Source organism: Acinetobacter sp., from assembly GCF_045628685.1.
GTDB lineage: Bacteria > Pseudomonadota > Gammaproteobacteria > Pseudomonadales > Moraxellaceae > Acinetobacter.
This window is the reverse complement of the sequence record NZ_JAZQPV010000057.1, coordinates 41,040-63,857: the sequence shown is the minus strand read 5'-3', so window position 1 is coordinate 63,857 and position 22,818 is coordinate 41,040. Positions and strand designations below refer to the sequence as shown.

The window sequence follows — 22,818 nt, the reverse complement described above, 5'->3', positions numbered from 1 at the left end:
AGCGTAGGAGGTACTCGACATGACATTTGCCAGCGATCGCATCAGTGCAAACCAAGAAACATTGGCGAAGCAGCGTTACGACATGCAAAGCAAAGAACGTATTGCACGTACCTCTCGCTTTAGTTTCGATCCAGATTTGGTCATGCAACATGTGCGTGACCGAATTATCGGACAAAGCGAGGCTTTGGAAGAAATTGAAAATATGTTGGTCACGGTTAAAGCAGACTTTAACTCACCCAACCGTCCTCTATCGGTCACCTTAATGCTCGGTCCGACAGGTGTAGGTAAAACTGAAACTGTGCGCTTAATCGCAGAAGCGATTCACGGCAAGCCTGATGCATTTTGCCGTATTGATATGAATACCTTGGCACAAGAGCATTATGCAGCTGCACTCACAGGTGCACCTCCAGGTTATGTCGGCTCTAAAGAAGGCAACACCTTATTTGATGAAGTTGCGATTCAAGGCAGTTTTTCTAAACCAGGCATCGTGCTGTTCGATGAAATTGAAAAAGCCAGCACTGAAGTCATTCGCGGTTTACTCAATGTCTTAGAAACTGGAACCTTAAAACTGACCGCAGGAACGAAAGTTTTAGATTTTAAAAATTGCATGATCTTTATGACCAGTAATGTCGGTGCTAAAGATGCGCAAAAACGTTTAAAACAAATGTCTAAGCTCCCTAAAGCCATTCAAAAATTGGCACGAATGAGCAAGCTCGATGACAGTGAAATTACCAATAAAGCCTTACATAAAAAGTTTGATCCCGAATTTTTAAACCGAATTGAGCGAATTCTGCATTACCAAGCTGTTGAAGCTGACTTTGCAGCGACATTGGTGGACTTAGAAGTTGAAAAACTCAATCAAAGACTGCGTAAACAAAGTCGAACTATTCAACTCACGCCAAGTGCCAACGCATTTCTAGCGACAGGACATGATGTGCGTTTTGGTGCACGCGGTCTAGGACATCGTTTTCATGTACTTGTCGAGCCAAAGCTCGCAAAGTTTTTTCTGCAACACCCTAAAGCCAGTCGCATCTGTATCAATTATGACGGCAAAGGAATCCATGTTCATGCTATCACCACGGATGACATTCTTGATGATGTTGCCGTGATTCAAGATGACATGAGCCATAACACTAAAAACTAGCTTTATTTGACCTCACATAGGGGATGGAATATGCAACATATCAAAATTAAACCTGGGGTACCGCTCGCGGAACAAGCGGAAATTGGTCATAACCGTTGGCATCCAGATTTACCCTTTTTAACTTCTGTTAAACCGGGTGAAGAAATTCTGATTGAAAGTTTGGACTTTCTCGATGCCCAAATTAAAGACACCGATGATATTTCTGATGTTCAAAATGTCGACCTCACACGTGCGCATCCTTTGACTGGTCCTTTCTATGTTGAAGGGGCTGAACCGGGGGATTTACTTGTTATTGATCTTCTCGACATCCAACCCATTTCACCAATTGGCTTCTCCGGTGTCTTCGCTAAAGAAAATGGTGGGGGTTTCCTAGCTGACTATTTCCCTGAAGCTGACAAAGCCATTTGGGACTTAAAAGGCTTATTTGCGACTTCACGTCATATTCCAGGCGTTCGTATTGCGGGCTTAAAACACCCAGGGTTAATGGGTACGTTGCCATCGCATGACCTACTGAAAGAATGGAATCGCCGTGAAGCTTTACTTGTTCCTAAAGGTCAAGCAAACCCGCCTGACCCTCGTACAGCAGTACTTCGTGGCGTAACAGGTGCTGAATTTGACCGTATGGCGGCAGAAGCTGCACGTACTGTACCGCCACGTGAGCATGGTGGTAATACAGATATTAAAGACCTGGCAGCAGGTAGCCGTATCTACTTCCCTGTTTATCAAAAAGGTGCAGGTTTCTCGATGGGTGACCTTCACTTCTCACAAGGTGATGGCGAAATCGGTTTCTGTGGTGCAATCGAAATGGACGGCGTCACCCGCGTTGGCTTCGACTTGATCAAAGGTGGTATGGCGAAATACAACATCGACTCGCCGATCTTTGTACCAAGTAACGTGAAACCAAACTATGACCAATGGTTAACGTTTGAAGGCATTAGCGTTGAAAATGACGTGAATTACTATCTCGATGCCACAGTCGCGTATCGTCAAGCATGTTTGAAAGCGATTAAGTATTTGGAAAACTTCGGTTTCACAGGTTCACAGGCTTATATGCTACTGACTGCTGCACCAGTTGAAGGCCGTATTGGCGGGATCGTGGATATTCCGAACTGTGCATGTACCGTATCTTTACCGACTTCTATTTTTGAGCAAGATATCTTGCCAAAAGGTGCACTCAACGATGACAAGTTCTGGGGACATCGACGTTAAGTCTATTGTTGAGTAAAACTTCGTACCGAGTAGCCATATATCCAAAGCCTTGGGCTACTCGGCTTTTTAATTTTAAACCGTTAGGGTACAGGAGTACAAAAAATGCCGCTATACGACTTCCGCTGTAAACATTGCGAAGGAATTTTTGAACAGCGTGTCCCGATCGCGCGTATTTCGACAGATACGATTGAATGCAATTATTGTAAGCAACTGACTTTAGCAAAACCGATGATCACAGGTCACCAACAAATCAATATGAAAACCAAATGGCGCCCAGGTTCAGGTGCCGAACAACTTGCAGGTCCATTGGTTGAAGGTCCTGGTACCAATAAAAATAGCGCACGCAGCTCCGTTTTACATAATTGCCGCGGCGTAAATTGTTCTTTATGCGATGTTTAATCTAAATAAAAAGCCCACAATTGCAGGCTTTTGATCAAAAGCAAGTAGCTATATTAAACAATAATATCAGCCAAATTACCTTTTTGCTCTAGCCAATCTTTACGATCACCGGCACGTTTTTTTGCGAGCAATTTATCGAGTAAACCTGCAGTAAACTGCATGTCGTCTAGATCAAGCTGCACCAAACGGCGGGTATTCGGATCAAGTGTGGTTTCACGAAGTTGGCTGGCATTCATCTCACCCAAACCCTTAAATCGGGTAATTTGAGGTGTTTTGGTCTTGGTTTTCTTCAAAATTGATTCTAATTCATCTTCATCCAGTGCGTAATGGACATCTTTGCCGTCATCTATGCGGAATAATGGCGGCATGGCCACATACAAATGCCCTTCTTCCACCAAGGTCGGGAAATGTTTTACAAACAATGCGCACAGCAAGGTCGCGATGTGTAAACCATCTGAGTCAGCATCGGCAAGAATACACACTTTGCCATAACGTAATTCTGAAAGGTCATCACTGCCTGGATCCACACCAATCGCAATCGCAATATTATGCACTTCTTGAGATGCCAAAACCTCATCCGATGCCACTTCCCAGGTATTTAAAATTTTACCGCGAATGGGCATGATCGCCTGGAAATTTTTATCACGCGCCTGTTTGGCAGAACCACCTGCAGAATCTCCTTCCACAATAAACAGTTCAGATTCATCCAGGGTATGACCGACACAATCGGACAGTTTCCCGGGCAAAGTTGGTCCTGCTACAATTTTTTTACGTTCAACTTTTTTTGCTGCCTTTAAACGACGGCCAGCTTTGGCAATCATGATTTCAGCAATCTGCATGGCAGTATCAGAGTTTTGATTCAACCACAGTGCGAATGCATCTTTGGCAATATTCAGCACAATACCTGATGCTTCACGACTTGAAAGTCGTTCCTTGGTTTGACCTGAAAATTGCGGTTCCTGAAATTTTAAAGACAGAATGTAGTTCACACCATCCCAGACATCTTCCGCAGAAAGCTTTAAATTACGCGGCAATAAATTACGCAGCTCACAGAACTCGCGCATGGCATCCGTCACACCGGAACGAAGACCGTTCACATGTGTACCACCTTGCGCGGTCGGAATGAGATTAACGTAAGACTCTTGAATGCTTTCACCGCCTTCGACATTCCAGCAAATTGCAAACTCCGCACTGGCGCGTTCTGCTTCACCTGTCGCCACAAAAGCAGGACAGGGAATAATGTCGCGATCTTGCAACTCATCCATCAAATAGTCGACCAGACCATTTTCAAATTGCCATTCAATTTTTTCGTTATTAATTTGGTCGACATATACAATTTGTAAGCCAGCCGCCAAAACGGCTTTGGCTTTTAAATTATGTTTTAAGGCTTTTAGGGCAAATTTGGGTGAATCAAAATATTTTGTATCTGGCCAGAAATGAACTGTGGTACCTGAGGCACGCTTGGGCGCTTTACCTTGCAACACCTCAAGCTGTGAAACTGGTTCACCATGCTCAAATGCCATTTTATAGACATTGCCTTGACGCTGAACTTCCACTTCCACCCGGTTGGACAATGCATTGACCACAGAAATACCCACACCATGCAAGCCGCCTGAAAACTGGTAGTTATCAGTACTGAATTTACCGCCGGCGTGCAATTTGGTCAGGATAATTTCAATCCCGCTTTGGCCATATTCAGGGTGAATATCGACAGGCATACCCCGGCCATTATCTTCTACCGATAAAGATCCATCTTTATACACCGTCACGGTGATTTTATTGGCATGCCCTGCAAGTGCCTCATCCACAGCGTTATCAATAACTTCTTGTGCCAAATGGTTTGGACGAGTGGTATCGGTATACATTCCCGGACGACGACGAACCGGATCCAAACCAGATAAAACTTCAAGTGATTGAGCCGTATATTGAGACACGTTGTACTGTTTCCTTATTTTATACAATCCGATAAAAACTGTAATGCCATCGGTATTTTGTCTGCGAAATTTTCCATCGCATGGTTGCCATTGGCTTCGGTAATCAGCATAGACTGATGTGAAGCATTGCTATAATAGCGCTGTGCTTCGCGATAATCCAAAACTTCATCACCTTGTTGCAGTAACACTAAAATTTTGTCTGCATATTGCACAAATGGCAGCGCCATCTGTTCCAGTTGAGCAAGGTCCACTTGATCCAAAGTCCATTCGGCACTCACCACATAGGGAATCTGTTCACTGCCAAACAAATCGTGAAACAGTCGCCATGGTCGCATGGCAGGATTAATTAAAACAGCCGGCACCCCATGTTTTGCGACCAGTTGTGTCGCATAAAAGCCGCCCAGACTGCTGCCAATCAATGCCACGTGATCTAAACCGGCAATCATATCCGAAACGTAAGCCAAAACCTGTTGGGGTGGCATATTTAAATCAGGCAAATAGACTTGAAAACCGGTTTTTTGCTGACAAAATGCTTTAATCTGCTGACCTTTCAGGGATAAGGCACTGCTTTGAAATCCATGTAAATAAATAATGTTCATCGCTTTTTATTTCATATTAATTTAAATGAATCTGATTTATTCTAAAATGAGAAGCTTATCACGCCCTTATTTTAATGTGTATTTAACAGGAATTGTCAGACAAAAAAATTAATTCTAAAAGGCAATCCTCGGTATTGTAAAAGTTGTTCGAGATGAACCCGATAAGATTCAAAGCTAAAAATTTATACCGTGATCTTAAGAAAAAATAAAGTGCCTGCGGAATCTGGTCAGAAATAAGGATAGGATAAAATGCCAAGTTTAACACCATTGCATGAAACCTATTGTAAATGGGATCGTACTCCACCCAGTCAAGCCGATGTATTGGAAGGCCTGGCTCAATTGGTCACAACCCGTTTGGGAGATGTAGTACAAGATCTGATACAGGTTATTCAACGTGAAATCATGATCAGCTTGTTTGGTATGAGTGAACAACGTTCGAAAAAATTACAGCGCATCCCTTATATCGAAAAACTTTACCAGTTCTCCTACGATACTTTATTCAATTCCGGTCTCTATCTACTGGCACCCGGTTTGCGCCAAATCATTGAAAAATATCCTAAATTGCATGATAAACCGCTTACTCCATCATTGCATTTTTTAGTCGGTGTTCTCAACGGTGTACTGGGGGATTATTTATTAAAATATCAAAACCCGCTTGCCCTGCCAATGGTGCTATACGATCATTATGGGGAACTGCAAAAAGGTGATCTATCGGGTCGGGTGGTGATCTTTGTGCATGGTTTATGCCTGTCCCATTTAGAATGGTCCAACCATCAATATGGTGGCATTGGTGAGAAACTTTTGGCACAGCGTGACCAGAACACCATGCTTTACCTCAACTACAACACCGGGCGGCGCATCTCTGCCAATGGACGCAGTCTTGCCAACACCCTCGAAGATCTGGTCCACAGTAACCCGTTGATTACCAGTATTGACTTGATTGGGCATAGCATGGGGGGCTTAGTGCTACGCAGTGCCCTGTTTTATGGGAAGCAAAACCTGTATGCGTGGATACATCTGACTGAAAATCTGGTCTGTTTAGGTTCACCCCATCATGGTGCTGTTCTGGAACGTTTTGGTTTTATCATGCAGGATAAACTGGGACATTTCCCCTTTGTAAAAATTATTCGGCATATCGTTAATATTCGCAGTAACGGCATTCTGGATTTACGTTATGGCAGCGTACGTGATGATGACTGGGAACATAATCATGCCCGAATTGGCGGCATGGATGACAACCGGAAACCGGCCCCCTTGCCTTCTCACATCAATACCTTTTTTGTTGCCGGCTCAATTGCCTATGAAAATAGAAAAAATCGCCCTTTAAATATACTGGGGGATTATCTTGTTAATATTAAAAGTGCTTTAGGTGAGCATCCAAATCCCCGCTTTCAGTTGAAAGTACCGGAATCCCATAAAGCAATTTTTTATGGCTTAAATCATTTTGAACTTCATTCTCATCCCAGTGTAGCCGAGCAAATTGTGAAATGGTTTTATCCGCCTAAAGATGAACAAGTAAAAGAACAGGTGCATGAATACAGGTTGCAACTGGAAGACTTATCCGGTATTGCCCTCACTTAAATTGACAATAAAAAAGCCAACTCAATGTTGGCTTTTTTATGAAAATCTTTATTTTTTCGTGGCGGGTTTACGGGTTACAAATGGATATTTACGCAACAGTTGCCACAAACTGATGAGTGCCAGTACCGTAAAGAAAGCCAATGACCATACTGGAAGAGATTGCCCCAGGAAAGTCCAGTCCACTTTGGCACATTCACCAGAACCGGTCAGCACTTGTTCAAACACCGACTTTAATGGCAAGGTATTTACCCAGTAATCTAGGCCCGGGCCACAGCTTGGAACTTGATCGGGTGGCAAATTTTGTAGCCAGACATGACGTGCTGCCACGCCTGCCGACCAAAGAATACTGATTGAACCCAACAAGGCATAAATACGTTTAAGCGCATTTGAATTCGGGTTATGCAAAAAAGCAACCAGAGAAACAGTCCCCAATCCTATCAGGCCGATGCGTTGAAACACACACAGCGGGCAAGGTTCAAGCCCTTGTACGTGTTCCAGATACAACGCAAACCCCATTCCAATGACGCTGGCCAAAAACAAAAAACCACTCACGAAGCGATAACTCCATTGCATGGCACATCCTCTTAATTTTTATCGATAATTAGCAAGATATTGCTCAAAACTGAGACTCGTATCCTGTTCGAGTTGCTGTTGTTTTTGCAATGACTGTACCGCTAAATCATCAAAATAAGCCAATGTTTCCGCGCTTAATTGATGCTGCTCATAGGTCGTTGCATGTTGCTGTGCCATGAAACTACCAAAACTCCATGTGCCGCCATTCTCTAAAGTATCGGCAATCACTTGTGCAGACAAGGTTTCATCCACCTCCTCAATGCGCTTCAGCATAACCTTTAATGCACCTGAATACATATTGTTACTATAGGTTGTATCCAATAAATCAGCCAAAGCTTGCATTTCTGTAACCTGCGCACGTGACCAGTCTTCAATGGCATGTTCACCCTGGGCATCAATAATCAAGGCATTTGGCGCACGACCACGATTGACCACTTCCGCCTGATTGCGCTCAATCTGTTCTTGTTCTTGATCCAGCAAATCTGGACTCTCTTTTAATAAACAATGCAGTGCCAATACTTCCAGGAATGCAGCTGTATGTTCATCAATCCCGCTCGGGCTATATGGATTGACATCTACCGCACGCAATTCAATATAACTGACCCCACGGTTTTCAAGCGCCTGAGATGGGGTTTCCCCGGCTTGAGGTACCTGTTTTGGACGGACCAAGCTATAGTATTCATTTTCAATTTGCAGGACATGGTCATTGATTTGAATCGGTTCACCCTGTTCATCGTTTAAACCTAAACGGCTAAATGGCGCATAAGGCGTTTTTACCGCTTTTTGCAAGCCCTCTAAATAACCTGACAGATTATTGTAGTGAATGCCCAATTCTTTCTGGGCAGAATTCTGATAACCAAAATTACCCATGCGCAGTGCTGTCGCATACGGCAGGAATAAGGTTCCTTTTAATAAAGGCAATAAATGATGTTCACGTCCGGTCATGAAACATTGGCACACTGAAGGACTGGCGCCAACCAAGAACATCACCAACGGGGTTAAACGAATAAAATTACGAATTAAGCCAAAGTAACGATGGCTGCGATAATCCTGTAAATTTAAATTTTTTAAAGTGTCATCAGTTTCCTGTTGTTGCAGGGCTTCAAACACTTGATCAGGGAAAGATAAATTATAATGCACTCCGGAAATGGTCTGCATGCGACGACCATAACGTATGCCTAGGCCATGCCGGTATAAAGTCTTAAAACGACCGATATTAGATGTACCATATTGCGCTAAACGAATATTATTTTCGTCATCATCGAGCATGCATGGCATCGATAAAGGCCAAAGTTTTTCACCCTTTTCTAAATGGCGATGTGCAACCACATGAATTTCTTCTAAATAATCTAATGCTTTTTTTATGCTGTCTTGCGGCGGAGTAATAAACTCCATCAAGGCTTCAGAATAGTCGGTAGTGATACGCGGATGTGTTAAAGCCGACCCGAGTGCCTTTGGATGCGATGCCTGCGACAAAAAACCATTGCTTTGCATACGCAGGCTTTCACGCTCAATACCGCGCAACATGCCTTTAAATAGCGAAGAATCCATCCAAGCTGGTAATACAACTTGAGCGGTCGATTCGGGTTGACTCATTACAATCTCGCTTATCGGAAGATAACTACTAAATAGAACTACTAAAATAAAATCATTAGTTTATATCAGTATAACGTGATTTTGGACTGTGACATTACAGCCTGTATAGTTTTCAGCAAAATGTCGATTTTATTTCTGGCAAATTTTTATCACAAAGTTACTCTATAAGACACCTACATTTTGTGATTGTATTGAATAATAAGTGCTAACGAATTGTAAACAGTATGAATTATCAGAATATTTTGGACTTTTGGTTTAATCCGGAAACACAGCCTTTATGGTTTGTAAAAAATGATGATTTTGATGAATTAATTAATCAAAAGTTTCAGGATATTCACCAGCAAGCGGCTCAAGCCGAACTCTGGTCGTGGCGTAAAACTGCCGAAGGTCGCCTAGCTGAAATTATTGTCCTAGACCAGTTTTCACGTAATTTGTTCCGCGACCAAGCACAGGCCTTTGCCCACGATGCTTTAGCACTCACCCTTGCCCAAGAGGCAATTAGCCAGGATTTGGATAAGCAATTAAGCCCAGATCAACGCGCGTTTTTATACATGCCCTTTATGCACAGTGAATCGAAATTGATCCACGAATTCGCGTTAAAATTATTTCAGCGACTGGGTAATCAGATGAATCTGGATTACGAGAAAATGCATAAGGCGATTATTGACCGTTTCGGGCGCTATCCGCACCGCAATCAAATTTTAGCGCGTCCTTCGACTGCAGAAGAGCTCGAATTTTTAACCCAACCCAATAGCAGTTTCTAAAATTTATTGTGTCTCCTCCCTCGCACAGTAAATTGGTATGGAGGTTTAACATGAAGAACAGCATTATGGGTCTAAGCATAGTGGCGGCAATTGCCCTCTCTGGCTGTGCGATGACGCCTTCAAAACCGCTGACTTTTGACCAATTGGGTCAATTCAGCAATACTCCCTTGAACTCACAAACCTATCGCATCAGCTTTCAGGCACGTCCCAATCTGAGTTTTGGTACAGCCGAAGAAATCACCTTGGTTAAAGCCGCTCAAACCACCGTACAAAATGGATTTCGCTATTTTAAAGTCCTTAATGATCCAAGTAATCTTAACCAGCCACCACGCCAAGCTGTGGTCTACTCAACCCCGATGTACTACCCATACGGCTATTATCGTCGTTATCCTGGTTTCTGGCCTGACCCGTTTTATGATATGCCACGCGTGGTTAATATTGACCCGGTACAGGTTTCCTATACCATTGAATGTTATAAAGACCAGAAAAAAGTACCCAGTGATGCTTTCGATGCCTATCTGATTTTACAGTCTTTAGGACAAAAATATGGACTCAGCCCGACTGGACAAGTCTTGGCGCCATCAGTGCCGGCCAAAACCAAATAACCATGCGCCAGTCATTAACAGGAATATTGCATGACCACAGCGGAAGCGACCACAACCCCTAGTTTGCAACACAGTAAACGCTTTGCCACCATTGCTTTAATCATGGCTGTTGCAACATGGTTAGTGTTGATGGTGGTAGCCAAGCTGGTTCCTGAATATGTCTGGCTAATTCATATTCTGATGCTCGGTGCTGAAGCGGGTGTGGTGGGTGGTTTAGCCGATTGGTATGCCATTACTGTGCTATTCCGTAACCCGTTTGGGAAAATGCCAATTCCTAAATTCATGCGTGATCACACCGAAATTATTCCACGCAATAAAGCCCGTATTGCCCAATCTATGGGACGTTTTGTACAAGAAAATTTTTTATCCCCGCAGGTGGTGGAAAAAAGCCTGCAAAGTACCGATCTTAGCCTCGCTGTGGGGCAATGGCTGGCCAAACCTGAAAATAACGCTCAGGTGACCCAAGTCATTCAGCAAACCGTGCCGAAAATTTTTGAATTTGTGGGACAGGAACAAATCGGACGCTTCATTCAAAATAATAGCGTGCAATGGGTGCGCAATACCCAAATCAACACCTTGGCCAGTGAAATGCTGCGTGCGGTTCTGGAAAATGATTTTCATCAGGACTTATTACAACGCGGGCTCGATTTAGCGCATGAGTGGGTGATGTCTCACCCCGAAGAAACCCGTCAACTGACCCGTACCTTATTTAAAGAATTAGGGGTATGGAAGTTGGCGAAAGGCGCAAGCTGGATTGGCATTGATGTACAGCAGCGCACCATTGATTCACTGGTAGAACGCGTTGAATCGATGCTTGCGGATCCACAGCATCCTTGGCGTCAAAAAATTGAAGACATGGGACAGCAATTAATGCTGCAACTGGCAGATGATGAAAGCAGTGCCAGTTCCCGTTTAAATAGCACCAAAGATGCCTTGCTGGATAGCCCCCAAGTACTGAATTTCATTAGCGGTGCAGTAGTCATTCTCTGTGATGCAATTAAGGCCGATTTACTCAAAGCAGATTCAGGTATTGCACACAACCTACGCGTTGCCATTCAGCAAGTTGGTGAAAATATTATTTCTAACCCTGCGGTACGTCAGTTATTGAATGAGCGTATGAGCGGGATTGCAGTCAATTTGAGTGACCAGTACAGTGAAAAAGTCATTCGTTTTATTAGCGAACGGATTCATGAATGGGATTCACGAGAGATGATCGACAAAATTGAAAATGAAGTTGGGGGTGACTTGCACATGATCCGCGTTAACGGTGTAGTCGTAGGTGCATTTATTGGTTTAATACTCGGTATTATTCGTGCTTTGGTTGATATGGTGCTTTAGTTTAAACATCATTTTAAAACTGGAATTATGAATGTACAAAATCATCTTTATTAGATAATAAGAATGATCGTACTCCTTTTAAACTACGCTGCAATAAAAAACTTAACCTCGTTAAAACAACGTTATGCACAGGCAAATTCATTAAAATTTTGAATGTCCCACAACTATCTATATTCCACAATGCAAAAGCAGAATTCTTAGATAAACCGGTTTTCTGTACAGACTCATTTACTTCGGTAAATTTGGAGCAGATAGATCGACCAGTTTACCTGTTAATTTACGTACCAATGGTAGAAGCATCAATACAATCGGAAAAGCAAAAGCCCAGGAAATCATCCAGTTATGAAACCATAAATTCATAAAGCCGTCGATCCAGCCCAAATTACGCAGCATATTGATAAAAGAAATAATGCCACTCATCAGGCCAGAAAGAATAAACGGCGTCACGACCGCGGCCCATTTTGCGGGAAGTTTAGGAATATTGCCGATAATCGTAGGACGTTCAGCTTGCATAGGCTTTGCTCTTTTCATTCTTTTAAGCCTTCCAATATGCCATAAATCATGCTTTTTGGGATCTTTTCCCTGTTTTATCCCCTTCCTTTATCGGTAGACTGTCGGACAAGATTCATTCAATACAAATGGGTTCACCTAAACACGGCGAAATTTGCTATATTTGCTGTTTTTCCGCGACGTTTATTTTTCGACTGATTATGAATACGGCAATCCAAGCAGCTCTCGAACATGCAGTGCAATCTCTTCAAGCTGAAGGTGTACTCCCATCCGACTTTAATAACAGTGGCAACTTAACGCGAACCAAAGACCGAAGCCACGGTGATTTTGCCTCAAACATCGCGATGATGGGGTCTAAAGCTGCAGGGATGAAGCCTCGTGATCTCGCGGAAAAAATCCTTGCCAGTCTTCCTGAAGTTGCCGATATCAGTAAAGCAGAAATTGCCGGTCCAGGTTTTATTAATTTCTTTTTAAATGCCGACCAACGCTTTACTGTTCTTGATCAGATTCAGGCACAAAAAGATCAATTCGGTCGTACCCAGGCCAATGCTGAAAAACGTATTCAAGTGGAATTCGTTTCTGCCAACCCAACCTCTAGCCTGCACGTAGGTCATGGTCGTGGTGCAGCTTATGGTATGACTGTTGCCAACTTGCTTGAAGCAACAGGTGCTAAAGTTGACCGTGAATATTATGTCAATGATGCCGGCCGTCAAATGGACATTCTGGCAACATCAACCTATTTACGTTATTTAGAATTAACCGGTCAAGAACTGGTATTTCCTAAAAATGCCTATCAAGGCGACTACGTTAAAGAAATCGCGCAAAGCATTATCGACAAAGATGGCGATGCATATGTACGTCCTGTGGCTGATGTCTATAAAGATGTACCAGAAGATGTGCAATTTGCAGCTGAACTTGACGCAGACGGCAATAAAGTTGTGCTTTCAGGCGATAAAGAAAAACACATCGATGGCTTGATCTTCAATTCACAACAATTAATTGGTCAAGGCTATCGTGTATTCTTGCAAGCAGCCTTAAAAGCCATTCTTGATGACATCAAAGATGACCTTGGCGAATTCGGTGTAACTTTCAACCAGTGGTTCAGTGAAGAATCTTTAACTGAAAAAATTGACGAAGCCTTAGAAACTTTAGATCAACGTGGTTTCTTGTATGAGAAAGACGGTAACATCTGGTTTAAATCGACTGAATTTGGCGATGAAAAAGATCGTGTGGTGAAACGCCGTAATGGTCAAACCACCTATTTCGCATCTGACATTGCGTACCACTTGAATAAACTACAACGTGGTTATACCGATATCGTGGATATCTGGGGTTCAGACCACCACGGTTATATCGCACGTGTCAAAGCTGCAATTGATGCATTGGGTTATGACTCGAAAAAACTGACTGTACTGTTGGTTCAGTTTGTCAGCTTATGGCGTGGCGGTGAGATGGTACAAATGTCATCTCGTTCAGGTCAGTTCGTAACCTTACGCGACCTGCGCAAAGAAGTCGGTAATGATGCAGCACGTTTCTATTATGTGATGCGTAAATCTGAACAGCACATTGACTTTGACCTTGACCTTGCTGTATCACAAAGTAAAGACAATGCGGTATATTACATTCAGTATGCCCACGCACGTATTTGCCGTATGCTGGAAAAAGCATCCTCTACTCATGTGAATTTTGATGCCGTGAATGCACGTCAATTTGCAGCAAAACTTGATCTTGATGCGGAAACTGAAATTCTGGCGAAACTTGCCGCATATCCTGAAATTGTGATTCGTGCAGCCAACAGTTATGAACCCCATCAGGTCGGTAACTATCTGAAAGAATTGGCAGCATTATTCCATGGTTGGTATAATGAACATAAAGTACTCAATGATGATGCTGAACTTACGCAAGCCCGTTTACTCCTTTCAGTAAACGTACAACAAGTCTTACGTAATGGTTTAGAATTATTAGGCGTATCTGCCCCTACATCCATGTAATCAGAATAAAAGGAAGTCCCACGTGTTTGGAAAAACGCAACGCGGTGTATCTGAGCGACCGAATAAGCCTAAAAAGCCATTGATTCCGGCATGGCTTGGAACACTTGTCGTCATTTTAATCGTGCTGAGTTTTGCGGTAGCTTTAATGCTATGGAAACCGTGGGCACCTGTTCAGCCGAAAAATCAGATTAATTCTGAACATTACCAGGAAGATACCAACAAAGATTATCGTTTCTATGATTTATTGCCTCAGCAACAGGTGACGCCTATTCCGGATCAGGCTGTGCCTGAAACGAAAAATTCGGAAGCTGTCGTGATTGTTGAAGCACCTGAAGAAAAACCGACGATTAACACGGAAGCCACCGAGCCAGGTCTTGAAAGCGCTGAAGCTTCAGTTGTTTATCAACCAAGTTATATTCTTCAAGTCCGTAGCTATGCTGATCCAGATAGTGCGGATGCTCGTCGCGCAGAAATTATTTTGAATGGTTTATCTGCCGATGTGGTTAAATCGGTTGAAAATGGTCAAACCTGGTATCGGGTGATTTCCGGTCCTTATGATTCTGCTGAAGCTGCACTTATTGCACAGCAAACTTTACAGCGCAGTGGCATTGATTCTATTGTGGTGAAACGTTAAGTTGAATTTATAAAAAAGCGCCTCAAATGAGGCGCTTTTTTATAGCTTAAGTTTCCTCTTCAGCCAGGAGAGGAGGAATATTATTAAACCGTATGCCCCAAAGCTTCACCCATCACCACAACCGAGTTGGCTTTGAATATCGCATCCCACTGCATTTTATCTTGTTCAAATAAAACCACGGCTGTTGAACCCAAATAGAACCGGCCAAGTTCTGCACCTTTTTCAAGGAACAGGTTGTGCTGGTTAAGTTCCAGACGGCCTGTGGGTTTCACCTTACCTGTCGCCACTGTTTCAATACCAGCAACAATCATGGCACCAACTAAAACCACAGCCATACGGCCCAGTTCAGTGTCAAACAGACACACCATACGTTCATTACGTGCAAACAAACCCGGAATATTTTCCGCAGTGGTTTGATTCACCGAGAACAATTCGCCTGGCACATATAAAGTTTCAGTCAGAGTCCCCGCAAAAGGCATATGTACGCGATGATAATCTTTAGGGGATAAATACACCGTTGCGAACTGACCATTTTTAAACGGTTCAGCCAGTTGTGGATCGGCAATCAATTTTTCAACTGAAAAGCTTTGGCCTTTGGCCTGAAAAATATCGCCATCTTCAATTTTGCCCAATTGTGAAATCGCACCATCTGCAGGTGAAACGATACTGTTGGGGCTGCTATCAATTGCACGGACACCGTCTTTTAATGAACGGGTAAAGAATTCATTGAACGACTTATATTTCAATGCATTACTTTGTTCAGCAATCGACATGTCAATGCCATACTGGGCTTTAAAGGCCTGAATGACGGTATTTTTGACAATCGGGTTTTCACTGGCTGCGAGTTTCCCCACCACACGTGATAACTGGTGTTGTGGCACAACACGTTGTGCTTGAATAAAAATTTGTTTTTTTAAACGTGATGCGAAACTCAAGACGGTAACTCTCCGGTAATAATCGGACTGTCGAGGCGGTTGCCCCATTCACTCCACGCACCATCATAAGCTTGAACATTCCAACCGAGTAATCGACCTAAAATATAAGCTAAACCCGAACGGTGATGAGACTGACAATAGACCACCACAGGTTCATTTAAATTAAATCCCAATTGTTCCAAGCGTTGTTGAGTGCGTTCTAAGGGATGCAATTTTAAATGATTTTCACGATTAAGGGCAGTACTCCATTCAAAATGTCGGGCATTTGGAATGTGACCGCCGCGTCGCGCTGCCAGTCGAAGTCCAGTGTATTCATCTTCAGTACGGCAATCCCACACTTGAATGTTATTATTTTTCACTTTTTCAATAAGTTGTGGATATTCAATCCGGTACTGCTCAATTTGAGTCTGGTTAATTTCAACCAAATTTTCAACAGGTGCTAATTTTTCGACCTCTGAAGAAGTTAGAAAACCTGCAGCTAACCAGGCATGAATACCACCATTCAATAAACTGGTATTTTCAAAACCGAGGCAATGCAAATTCCAGATCAGGCGCCCTGCCCATGCACCACCTTCATCATCATAGGCCACCACGTGATGGTCTGGAGAAATATTTAAATATTCAATCAGTGCTTTCAAGCCATCAATATCGGGAAGCAAACCTGAAGCTTGTTCTTCTTGGCGAACCAGCTGCTTGGGCTTGACATGAATCGCATGCGGAATATGCAATTGATCATAAACAGAACTACGGCTTAAATCGACAATACGTAATTTCTCATTACCCAGATGTGGCAAGAGGTCTTCTGCTTCAATGAGCAGACCAAAATTAAATGCAGGAACAGTCATACTTTTTCGAGTTTTATTTAGATCAACATGGATGATCTTAGCACAACTCATTTTTACTATTATGCTGATTTTTTGCATTCTTTTAGCAAAAAATCAGCTATAGAAAAGTCACTGTTATTCAGTTTCAGTGATTTGGAAAACCTGACGTAAATAAGCCAGAAAAGTATCGTTATCGGTCATAGTTTTACCTGGACTATCGGAAATTTTAGCCACCGACTGACCATTGCATTCCACCAGTTTCAACACAATATTGAGTGGAGTTTGTCCCAAATCATTGGTTAAATTGGTGCCAATACCAAAGCTGACCTGGAAACGGTCTTTAAAGTACTGATGCAAATCCCAGGCTTTTTCCAGGTTCAGCCCGTCACTAAAGGTCAGCATCTTGCTTTTGCTATCCACTTTTAGTTTTTTGTAATGGGCATAGGCTTTATCGCCCCATTCGTAGGGATCGCCACTGTCATGACGCAAACCATCAAACAATTTGGCAAAATATAAATCGAAGTCACGTAGGAAAGCGTCCATCCCGACCACATCGGTCAAGGCAATTCCCAAGTCACCGCGATATTCCTGCACCCAGGTTTCCAGCGCCAGTTTTTGAAAATTACGTAAACGCACATCCAAAGCTTGAAAGGCTTGCAGGAATTCGTGAGCCATGGTGCCAATTGGGGTAAGGCCCAGTTCTTTGGCAATCAGTACATTGCTGGTACCACGAAAAATATAGGGAGAGGCTCGATTAAATTCGGTAATAACATGCTTCTGCCAGGCATAACTATAACGACGACGTGTACCAAAGTCGGATACCAAGAAAGGTGGATCATTGGGATTTTGTTCTAGTTCGTATTTTTTAAGCAAAGCCACTTTAGCTTGCAAACGACGTTCACCTTCGGCCAAAACCTCATCAGTACGGATACGGTGGAAATATAATTCATTAACCAGCGCCAGCACAAAGATTTCAAACATCATCGCCTGAACCATCGGGCCTTCAACCCAAATATCCAAACGGCCTTGATCATCAATACTGGCTTTAATAAAGCGACGTTTTAGTTGAAATAATTCTAAATAATCGACAAAGTCACTTTTAATAAAACGCAAGCTACGTAAATATTGCAACTCATCTTCTTTAAATTTGAGCTGACATAAATAATCCAGTTGCTCATTCAAATCATCCAAAATATCCGTGAGTGGATAAACGGTATCTTCTAAATTACGACAACGAAAATGGTAGACACTATGGGTTTGAGGAAACTTATGCAGAACCACCTGTAACATGGTGAATTTATACAGGTCGGTATCTAATAACGAATGGATGATTGCGGACATATAACTTTCAGTTTTTATCAACTGTCCGCATTAAAGCATATTTTTCCCCCTAGCAAACCCATGTTTTCGTAAATGCCGGAAATTACTGAATAAATGATGTCACATTTATCCATAGCAAAATAAGATTTATAGTTTTTAAATCATTAAAATTTATCCATCATAGAAAATAGCGCGACCACTTTAAAAATGCTGTCGCTAAAGCCCAGACTGTAAAAAATCCTTTCATCTTTAATAATTCATTGGTTTTTTTAAATAGATCTATACAAATTACGACTTTTTAAAGCCTTTAACTGTGTATTTGCTACAATTCACAGCAAATTTGAAATAACTGATTTGGTTAAATTATGCGAGCCTTGTTACAACGAGTTCTTGAAGCAAAAGTGGTGGTCGATGGTGAAATTACCGGTGAAATTGAAAAAGGTATTCTGGTATTTTTGGGTCTAGGTAAAGAAGACAATCTAGAAAAAGGCAAAAAGCTGATCGACAAGATTTTGAAATATCGTTTTTTTGATGATGAACAAGGCAAGATGGGCTGGAATGTTAACCAAGCGGATGGTGGATTATTATTGGTCTCTCAATTCACCTTGATGGCGCAAACGCAAAAAGGCTTGCGTCCTGATTTTGGACCCGCAATGCCCCCAAATGAAGCAAAAGCACTCTATGAACAATTGGTTGAATATACAAAATCTCAATTTAAAAATGTACAAACTGGCATTTTTGCAGCGGATATGAAAGTCCATTTGGTCAATGATGGGCCGGTGACATTTAATCTGGAAGTTGAATAAACCAAGCAATACATTTGCCATTTAAAAACCCTCTGTTGAGGGCTTTTAAAATTTCGAATTATTTACCGGTTTTTTCACGAATAAATGAACGCACCACTTTCACTTTTTCTTGTACCGGTTTTGGCAATTTTGGTGGAATCAGTTTGGCTACTTTGTTAAACCAAACCAAAAGACCAAAATCCCCTTCCATTTTAATGCTGCCATTTTGCATGCCGGTCATGAAAGCGGTTGGATCACCTTTCAATAAAGTTTTTACACCTTGCTCACTGTCTGCAAACTGTAAAATAAAGTCAGCTTTTTCAGCATCACCAGACACGGTATCAATTTGTCCATTATTAACAATGATCTGACGAGCAACACCTAAATCGGTCCCTATCTGAATACGAAATTGGCGTTCATGAACTAACTCAATAAATTTTGGGCTGGTGCGAGCCAGTTGCTTCATACGCAAAGCCAAGCCCGCCACTAATAAATCAAGCGGATCCGTACTTACATCGACCAGTGGTAATTTCACGACAGGAATCGAAGATAGTTTCATGACATTTAAGCCTATTGTAATTGTTGGAAAATTGACGACTTATCCTACCATAAGTTATGTTTTTTGAAGTAAGGCTTTGTATAACAATAATGAACGAACAAAAAAAAGATGTGCTTCAGGCACATCTTTTAACAATTCTTAAAAGCGTTGATTTAACGGCTTGAACAGTGCTGCTGATCTTCTTCATATACTGGCGTATGTTCAATACAACGACGTTGGGTTAAAGCACGTTCTGCACGACGATCTTCGCGTATCAAAAGCATGGTAACCACCACCATTGCTGACATGGATGCAGCAAGATAGCTATAGGTCAGGGGCAATTCAAATACCATTTGAGTACCGAAGCGGACAACTTCTATCAATCCCCAAAACAACATACCTGCAAACATAAAGCTTAACAAACGACGATAAGGCGAGAAGAAAACAGCTATCAAAGCAGCCGCGATCAAGCTTAAGCCTACGATGGTTGCCAAATTCGCTGTAACCATAAAAACCTCCGTCTAAGATAAGATTTGGACCTTGAATATTTGTCTAAACCTGATTCCAAATACCGTTAAATAAATGATGAATATATTTATATCAATCTCTATGCAAGCATTATGCGGAGTTTTTTAAAGAAAAAAAGTCTTGTATTTTCTGGAAGCGACACACCTTGTCGCAATATTATTTTGTCATTACATTTTTTTATTTTTAACTTTTTCTGGAATTGAGATGGGCACAGACTTGCCGTGTCATTACAAAAAAACAAGCGATTAAAAGTGGTGAAAAAATATTTTTTACGAACGGATTGATTGTTGTTTTTATCAGCAATTTAATGCAGCCACTCATCGGGTTTTGACTGACTTTACAGCAAAAAACGCGACATTTATGTCGCGTTTTGTCAATAAATTTCAACAGTTAGGAGAAAAATCAGGCACGACTCAGGTCTTTATCATGTACGCCCAGAAGATATAGTACCCCATCTAAACCTACGCTTGAAATGGCCTGATTTGCATTTTGGCGAACCAGAGGTTTCGCGCGGAATGCCACACCCAAACCGGCAATTGAAAGCATCGGTAAATCATTTGCGCCATCGCCTACCGCAATGGTCTGTTCCAGAGAAATCCCCATTCGTTCAGCAAGTTCACGCAGTAAAAATGCCTTACGTGCTCCATCGACAATATGGCCTTTGACTTCACCTGTAACAATACCATCTTCAACATCCAGACAGTTGGCATGCACTTCATCAATACCCAATTTTTCTTGCAGGTATTCAGCAAAATACTGGAAGCCGCCTGAAAGGATAGCCGTCCGATAACCCAATGCTTTCAAAGTTGAAATCAGACGCTCTGCACCTTCAGTCACCGTTAAACGCTCAGCAATTTGAGGTAAAACAGAAGCATTCATGCCTTTTAGCAAGGCGACACGCGCACGGAAGCTTTGTTGAAAATCAAGTTCCCCTTGCATGGCACGTTCAGTAATTTCAGCGACTTGTTCTCCGACACCGGCTTCAATCGCCAGCTCATCAATCACTTCCTGTTCAATTAAGGTCGAATCCATGTCGAAGCAGACTAAACGGCGATTACGACGGTAAGCATTGTCTTCTTGAACTGCCACATCGACATTAAGCTCAGTCGATAAAAGCAAGCAAGATGCACGCATTGCCGTGGCATCCAGCATTTGTCCTTTCAAGCCAAACTGTACGCAAGAGCGTTTCGGTCCATCACTTTGACCCGCGAGCTTTGGACGCTCCGACAAACGGGTTACAGTTTCAATATTAAAACCTTGGTTAGACACAATATTCGTAACCGCTTGCAAGTGTGATGCGGTTAATTCTGGTGCAAGTGCCGTCACGATATACCGGGTCTGCCCGCCCTCACTAACCCATTGATCATATTCTGATGTAGCGATTGGTTTAAAGCGCACAGTTAAACCAATATCATGTGCTAGAATCAAGATCTCCTTCATGGCTAATGCTGTAGCAGTTTGGTCATCTGAAGAAACAACAATACCTAAAGTCAGCTGATTGTGGATGACGGCTTGTCCAACATCTAAAATTTGTAAAGAGTGTACGGACAATACCTGCATTAATCGTGTAAATTGATTAGGCTGGTCTGGTCCCAAAAATGATATAAGAATGATTTCTCGCATGAATTGACTCGGATCTGAGCTACAACTATTGTAAGAATCATAATCGAATTTGAACATAAATGCCTTGGAAGTTTACGTTGAATGCGCCTAGACAAGGGCTATTTGCTAGCCTACTGATTGTAAGTTTTGCTTTACACACTTTTTTACTGGTACTTGCGACGACGCATCAACTGAATGCAAATCGCGCTAGTCAGGGACAACTGATGACCACGCAACTGGTCACCGACAGCCTATCCGAGCTTGAACCGGCCAATACGGTGTCACTGGCATTACTGGCCGATCGTTATGCCACGAACCCGAGTGTTGCTTCTATTCGGATTTTGGATGCCAATAATCAGGTACTTGCTACAGGTGGTTTAACTAAGACACGTCAAGGAGAAGTCTTTGTTCGTGAAGCACTGCAAAATGAAAAGAAAGTGGGCACCATTGAAATCACTTTAATTCAATCCAGCATTGGTGAAATTTTACGTACCCAATGGCTTGCAATTTTATTATCACTGATGATTCACGGTCTATTATGGTTAGCCTATCGTGCAATTGCCCGTCCAAGCCGCACTGAATATTTAGCGCGTATCAATAATGAATCACGCCTAAAACATGAAATTCAAACTTTGACCCAAGCCTTAGAACAAGAACAACACAATGCCGCTGTCGCAGTGGCGCAAGCACAACACAATGCTCAAGCAAAAAACAAAGCTAAAGAATCCAAAACTGTTGTCCTGGATAAAAACAGTATTGCATTGAATATTCAGTTTTATGATCCAAAACAACTTCTGGATTCAGTCAACAAAACAGTATCTGTTCCTTATTTCAATTTATGTCAGATTTTTCTGAATAAAACGACTGAACTCTGTGTTCAACACTACAAATTAAACAGTTCAGATATTTCCACCGTACATAAATTTGATGAACATGGCGCAACCATCAGCATGTCGGTGGAAACGCCAAATGCAGTGCAATGTTTGATGATGATCAGCACCGTATTCCAGTTATTGTCAGATGTATTGTACAAACGCTATCGCGAAGAAAAGCGCTTTGTTTTACAAACCCGTAGTGCAATTTCAAGTCATGTCGAGGCTATGCACCTGACTCCTGAGCAAGCTGCAGAACGTCTGGTTAAACAGTTGGCAGCAAAAGAAAGTGCAATTTATTTACCGAATGAATTACTTAAGGATATTTCTGACCGTTACCAATTGATCAGCATACCAAATCCAACCAATGTGCTGACCCGTCACGCCTTTATGATGAACGGGATGGACAGTGAAGTTGCAGAACTGGCACAAACCTTCAGAACTGAAATTTTAAAAGCCAAACAGTCCAAAGCCTCTTAAAATGGATTCATAAAAAGCCGAGCTGATGTGCTCGGCTTTTTTTCATCTACTTAAAAT

At 42.2% G+C, this 22,818-nt stretch carries 22 protein-coding genes; 11 read left to right on the top strand and 11 right to left on the bottom strand.

Going from position 1 to position 22,818, the window contains the following annotated elements; genetic code table 11:
* Positions 1–19 precede the first annotated feature (19 nt).
* From ACKI4H_RS08095 to ACKI4H_RS08085, 3 genes are all read left to right on the top strand, one after another.
* Entirely contained in the window at positions 20–1,144 is a 1,125-nt protein-coding gene (locus tag ACKI4H_RS08095; RefSeq protein ID WP_407304969.1) for an AAA family ATPase, read from the top strand.
* Positions 1,145–1,174: 30 nt separating this feature from the next.
* Positions 1,175–2,353, top strand: a complete 1,179-nt coding sequence (fmdA, locus tag ACKI4H_RS08090) for a formamidase (protein WP_131269098.1) — start codon at positions 1,175–1,177, stop codon at positions 2,351–2,353.
* 102 nt (positions 2,354–2,455) lie between these two features.
* Positions 2,456–2,752 (top strand): FmdB family zinc ribbon protein, encoded by a 297-nt coding sequence (locus ACKI4H_RS08085; protein ID WP_131269099.1) that lies wholly within the window; start codon positions 2,456–2,458, stop codon positions 2,750–2,752.
* Between the two features lie 53 nt (positions 2,753–2,805).
* Here ACKI4H_RS08085 and parE read toward each other — a convergent pair whose 3' ends face one another.
* Complete coding sequence (parE, locus tag ACKI4H_RS08080; RefSeq protein ID WP_407304967.1) at positions 2,806–4,686, bottom strand: DNA topoisomerase IV subunit B; 1,881 nt, start codon at positions 4,684–4,686, stop codon at positions 2,806–2,808.
* Positions 4,687–4,700: 14 nt separating this feature from the next.
* Positions 4,701–5,285 carry a YqiA/YcfP family alpha/beta fold hydrolase gene (locus ACKI4H_RS08075; protein ID WP_407304966.1) on the bottom strand — a complete coding sequence of 195 codons (585 nt, stop codon included), beginning with the start codon at positions 5,283–5,285 and terminating at the stop codon, positions 4,701–4,703.
* A gap of 249 nt (positions 5,286–5,534) precedes the next feature.
* Here ACKI4H_RS08075 and ACKI4H_RS08070 point away from each other — a divergent pair, with 249 nt between their 5' ends.
* A complete protein-coding gene (locus tag ACKI4H_RS08070) occupies positions 5,535–6,866 on the top strand; it encodes a hypothetical protein (protein ID WP_407304965.1) in 1,332 nt (443 codons plus the stop codon).
* Positions 6,867–6,914: 48 nt separating this feature from the next.
* On the opposite strand, the gene ACKI4H_RS08065 is transcribed toward ACKI4H_RS08070, so the two are convergent.
* Positions 6,915–7,439 carry a disulfide bond formation protein B gene (locus tag ACKI4H_RS08065; protein ID WP_407304964.1) on the bottom strand — a complete coding sequence of 175 codons (525 nt, stop codon included), beginning with the start codon at positions 7,437–7,439 and terminating at the stop codon, positions 6,915–6,917.
* A gap of 18 nt (positions 7,440–7,457) precedes the next feature.
* Positions 7,458–9,035 (bottom strand): glutamate--cysteine ligase, encoded by a 1,578-nt coding sequence (gene gshA / locus ACKI4H_RS08060; RefSeq protein ID WP_407304963.1) that lies wholly within the window; start codon positions 9,033–9,035, stop codon positions 7,458–7,460.
* 224 nt (positions 9,036–9,259) lie between these two features.
* On the opposite strand from gshA, the gene ACKI4H_RS08055 reads away from it, so the two are divergent.
* From ACKI4H_RS08055 to ACKI4H_RS08045, 3 genes are read left to right on the top strand one after another with little or no spacing between them, the layout of a single operon-like run.
* Positions 9,260–9,799 carry a DUF924 family protein gene (locus ACKI4H_RS08055; RefSeq protein WP_407304962.1) on the top strand — a complete coding sequence of 180 codons (540 nt, stop codon included), beginning with the start codon at positions 9,260–9,262 and terminating at the stop codon, positions 9,797–9,799.
* Between the two features lie 50 nt (positions 9,800–9,849).
* On the top strand, positions 9,850–10,404 hold the full coding sequence (locus ACKI4H_RS08050) for a CC0125/CC1285 family lipoprotein (protein WP_407304961.1): 555 nt from the start codon (positions 9,850–9,852) through the stop codon (positions 10,402–10,404).
* 30 nt (positions 10,405–10,434) lie between these two features.
* Positions 10,435–11,742, top strand: coding sequence for a DUF445 domain-containing protein (locus ACKI4H_RS08045; protein WP_407304960.1), 1,308 nt, complete (start codon positions 10,435–10,437; stop codon positions 11,740–11,742).
* A gap of 228 nt (positions 11,743–11,970) precedes the next feature.
* Here the strand turns inward: ACKI4H_RS08045 and ACKI4H_RS08040 are convergent, their stop codons facing one another.
* Positions 11,971–12,255, bottom strand: coding sequence for a DUF2798 domain-containing protein (locus ACKI4H_RS08040; RefSeq protein ID WP_407305059.1), 285 nt, complete (start codon positions 12,253–12,255; stop codon positions 11,971–11,973).
* Positions 12,256–12,452: 197 nt separating this feature from the next.
* Between ACKI4H_RS08040 and argS the strand changes: the two genes are divergently transcribed.
* Both argS and ACKI4H_RS08030 read left to right on the top strand, forming a co-directional pair.
* Positions 12,453–14,243 (top strand): arginine--tRNA ligase, encoded by a 1,791-nt coding sequence (gene argS, locus ACKI4H_RS08035; protein WP_407304959.1) that lies wholly within the window; start codon positions 12,453–12,455, stop codon positions 14,241–14,243.
* A gap of 22 nt (positions 14,244–14,265) precedes the next feature.
* A complete protein-coding gene (locus ACKI4H_RS08030; protein WP_407304957.1) occupies positions 14,266–14,877 on the top strand; it encodes an SPOR domain-containing protein in 612 nt (203 codons plus the stop codon).
* Between the two features lie 83 nt (positions 14,878–14,960).
* On the opposite strand, the gene asd is transcribed toward ACKI4H_RS08030, so the two are convergent.
* From asd to pncB, 3 genes are all read right to left on the bottom strand, one after another.
* Positions 14,961–15,812 (bottom strand): archaetidylserine decarboxylase, encoded by an 852-nt coding sequence (asd, locus tag ACKI4H_RS08025; protein ID WP_407304956.1) that lies wholly within the window; start codon positions 15,810–15,812, stop codon positions 14,961–14,963.
* The gene (locus tag ACKI4H_RS08020) at positions 15,809–16,657 is read right to left on the bottom strand and encodes a sulfurtransferase (protein WP_407305058.1); all 849 of its coding nucleotides are present in this window, start codon (positions 16,655–16,657) and stop codon (positions 15,809–15,811) included. Before ACKI4H_RS08020 ends, asd begins: the two co-directional genes overlap by 4 nt.
* A 114-nt stretch (positions 16,658–16,771) precedes the next feature.
* Complete coding sequence (gene pncB / locus ACKI4H_RS08015; RefSeq protein ID WP_407304955.1) at positions 16,772–17,977, bottom strand: nicotinate phosphoribosyltransferase; 1,206 nt, start codon at positions 17,975–17,977, stop codon at positions 16,772–16,774.
* A 344-nt stretch (positions 17,978–18,321) separates the two neighbouring features.
* On the opposite strand from pncB, the gene dtd reads away from it, so the two are divergent.
* Positions 18,322–18,762 (top strand): D-aminoacyl-tRNA deacylase, encoded by a 441-nt coding sequence (gene dtd, locus ACKI4H_RS08010; RefSeq protein ID WP_407304953.1) that lies wholly within the window; start codon positions 18,322–18,324, stop codon positions 18,760–18,762.
* A gap of 58 nt (positions 18,763–18,820) precedes the next feature.
* Here the strand turns inward: dtd and ACKI4H_RS08005 are convergent, their stop codons facing one another.
* From ACKI4H_RS08005 to serB, 3 genes are all read right to left on the bottom strand, one after another.
* Positions 18,821–19,300, bottom strand: coding sequence for an SCP-2 sterol transfer family protein (locus ACKI4H_RS08005; protein ID WP_407304952.1), 480 nt, complete (start codon positions 19,298–19,300; stop codon positions 18,821–18,823).
* 152 nt (positions 19,301–19,452) lie between these two features.
* Entirely contained in the window at positions 19,453–19,788 is a 336-nt protein-coding gene (gene aciT / locus ACKI4H_RS08000) for a ciprofloxacin tolerance protein AciT (protein ID WP_407304951.1), read from the bottom strand.
* Positions 19,789–20,209: 421 nt separating this feature from the next.
* Positions 20,210–21,430 (bottom strand): phosphoserine phosphatase SerB, encoded by a 1,221-nt coding sequence (gene serB, locus ACKI4H_RS07995; RefSeq protein WP_407304950.1) that lies wholly within the window; start codon positions 21,428–21,430, stop codon positions 20,210–20,212.
* Between the two features lie 77 nt (positions 21,431–21,507).
* On the opposite strand from serB, the gene ACKI4H_RS07990 reads away from it, so the two are divergent.
* Positions 21,508–22,761, top strand: a complete 1,254-nt coding sequence (locus ACKI4H_RS07990; protein WP_407305056.1) for a hypothetical protein — start codon at positions 21,508–21,510, stop codon at positions 22,759–22,761.
* The last annotated feature ends 57 nt before the right edge of the window (positions 22,762–22,818 follow it).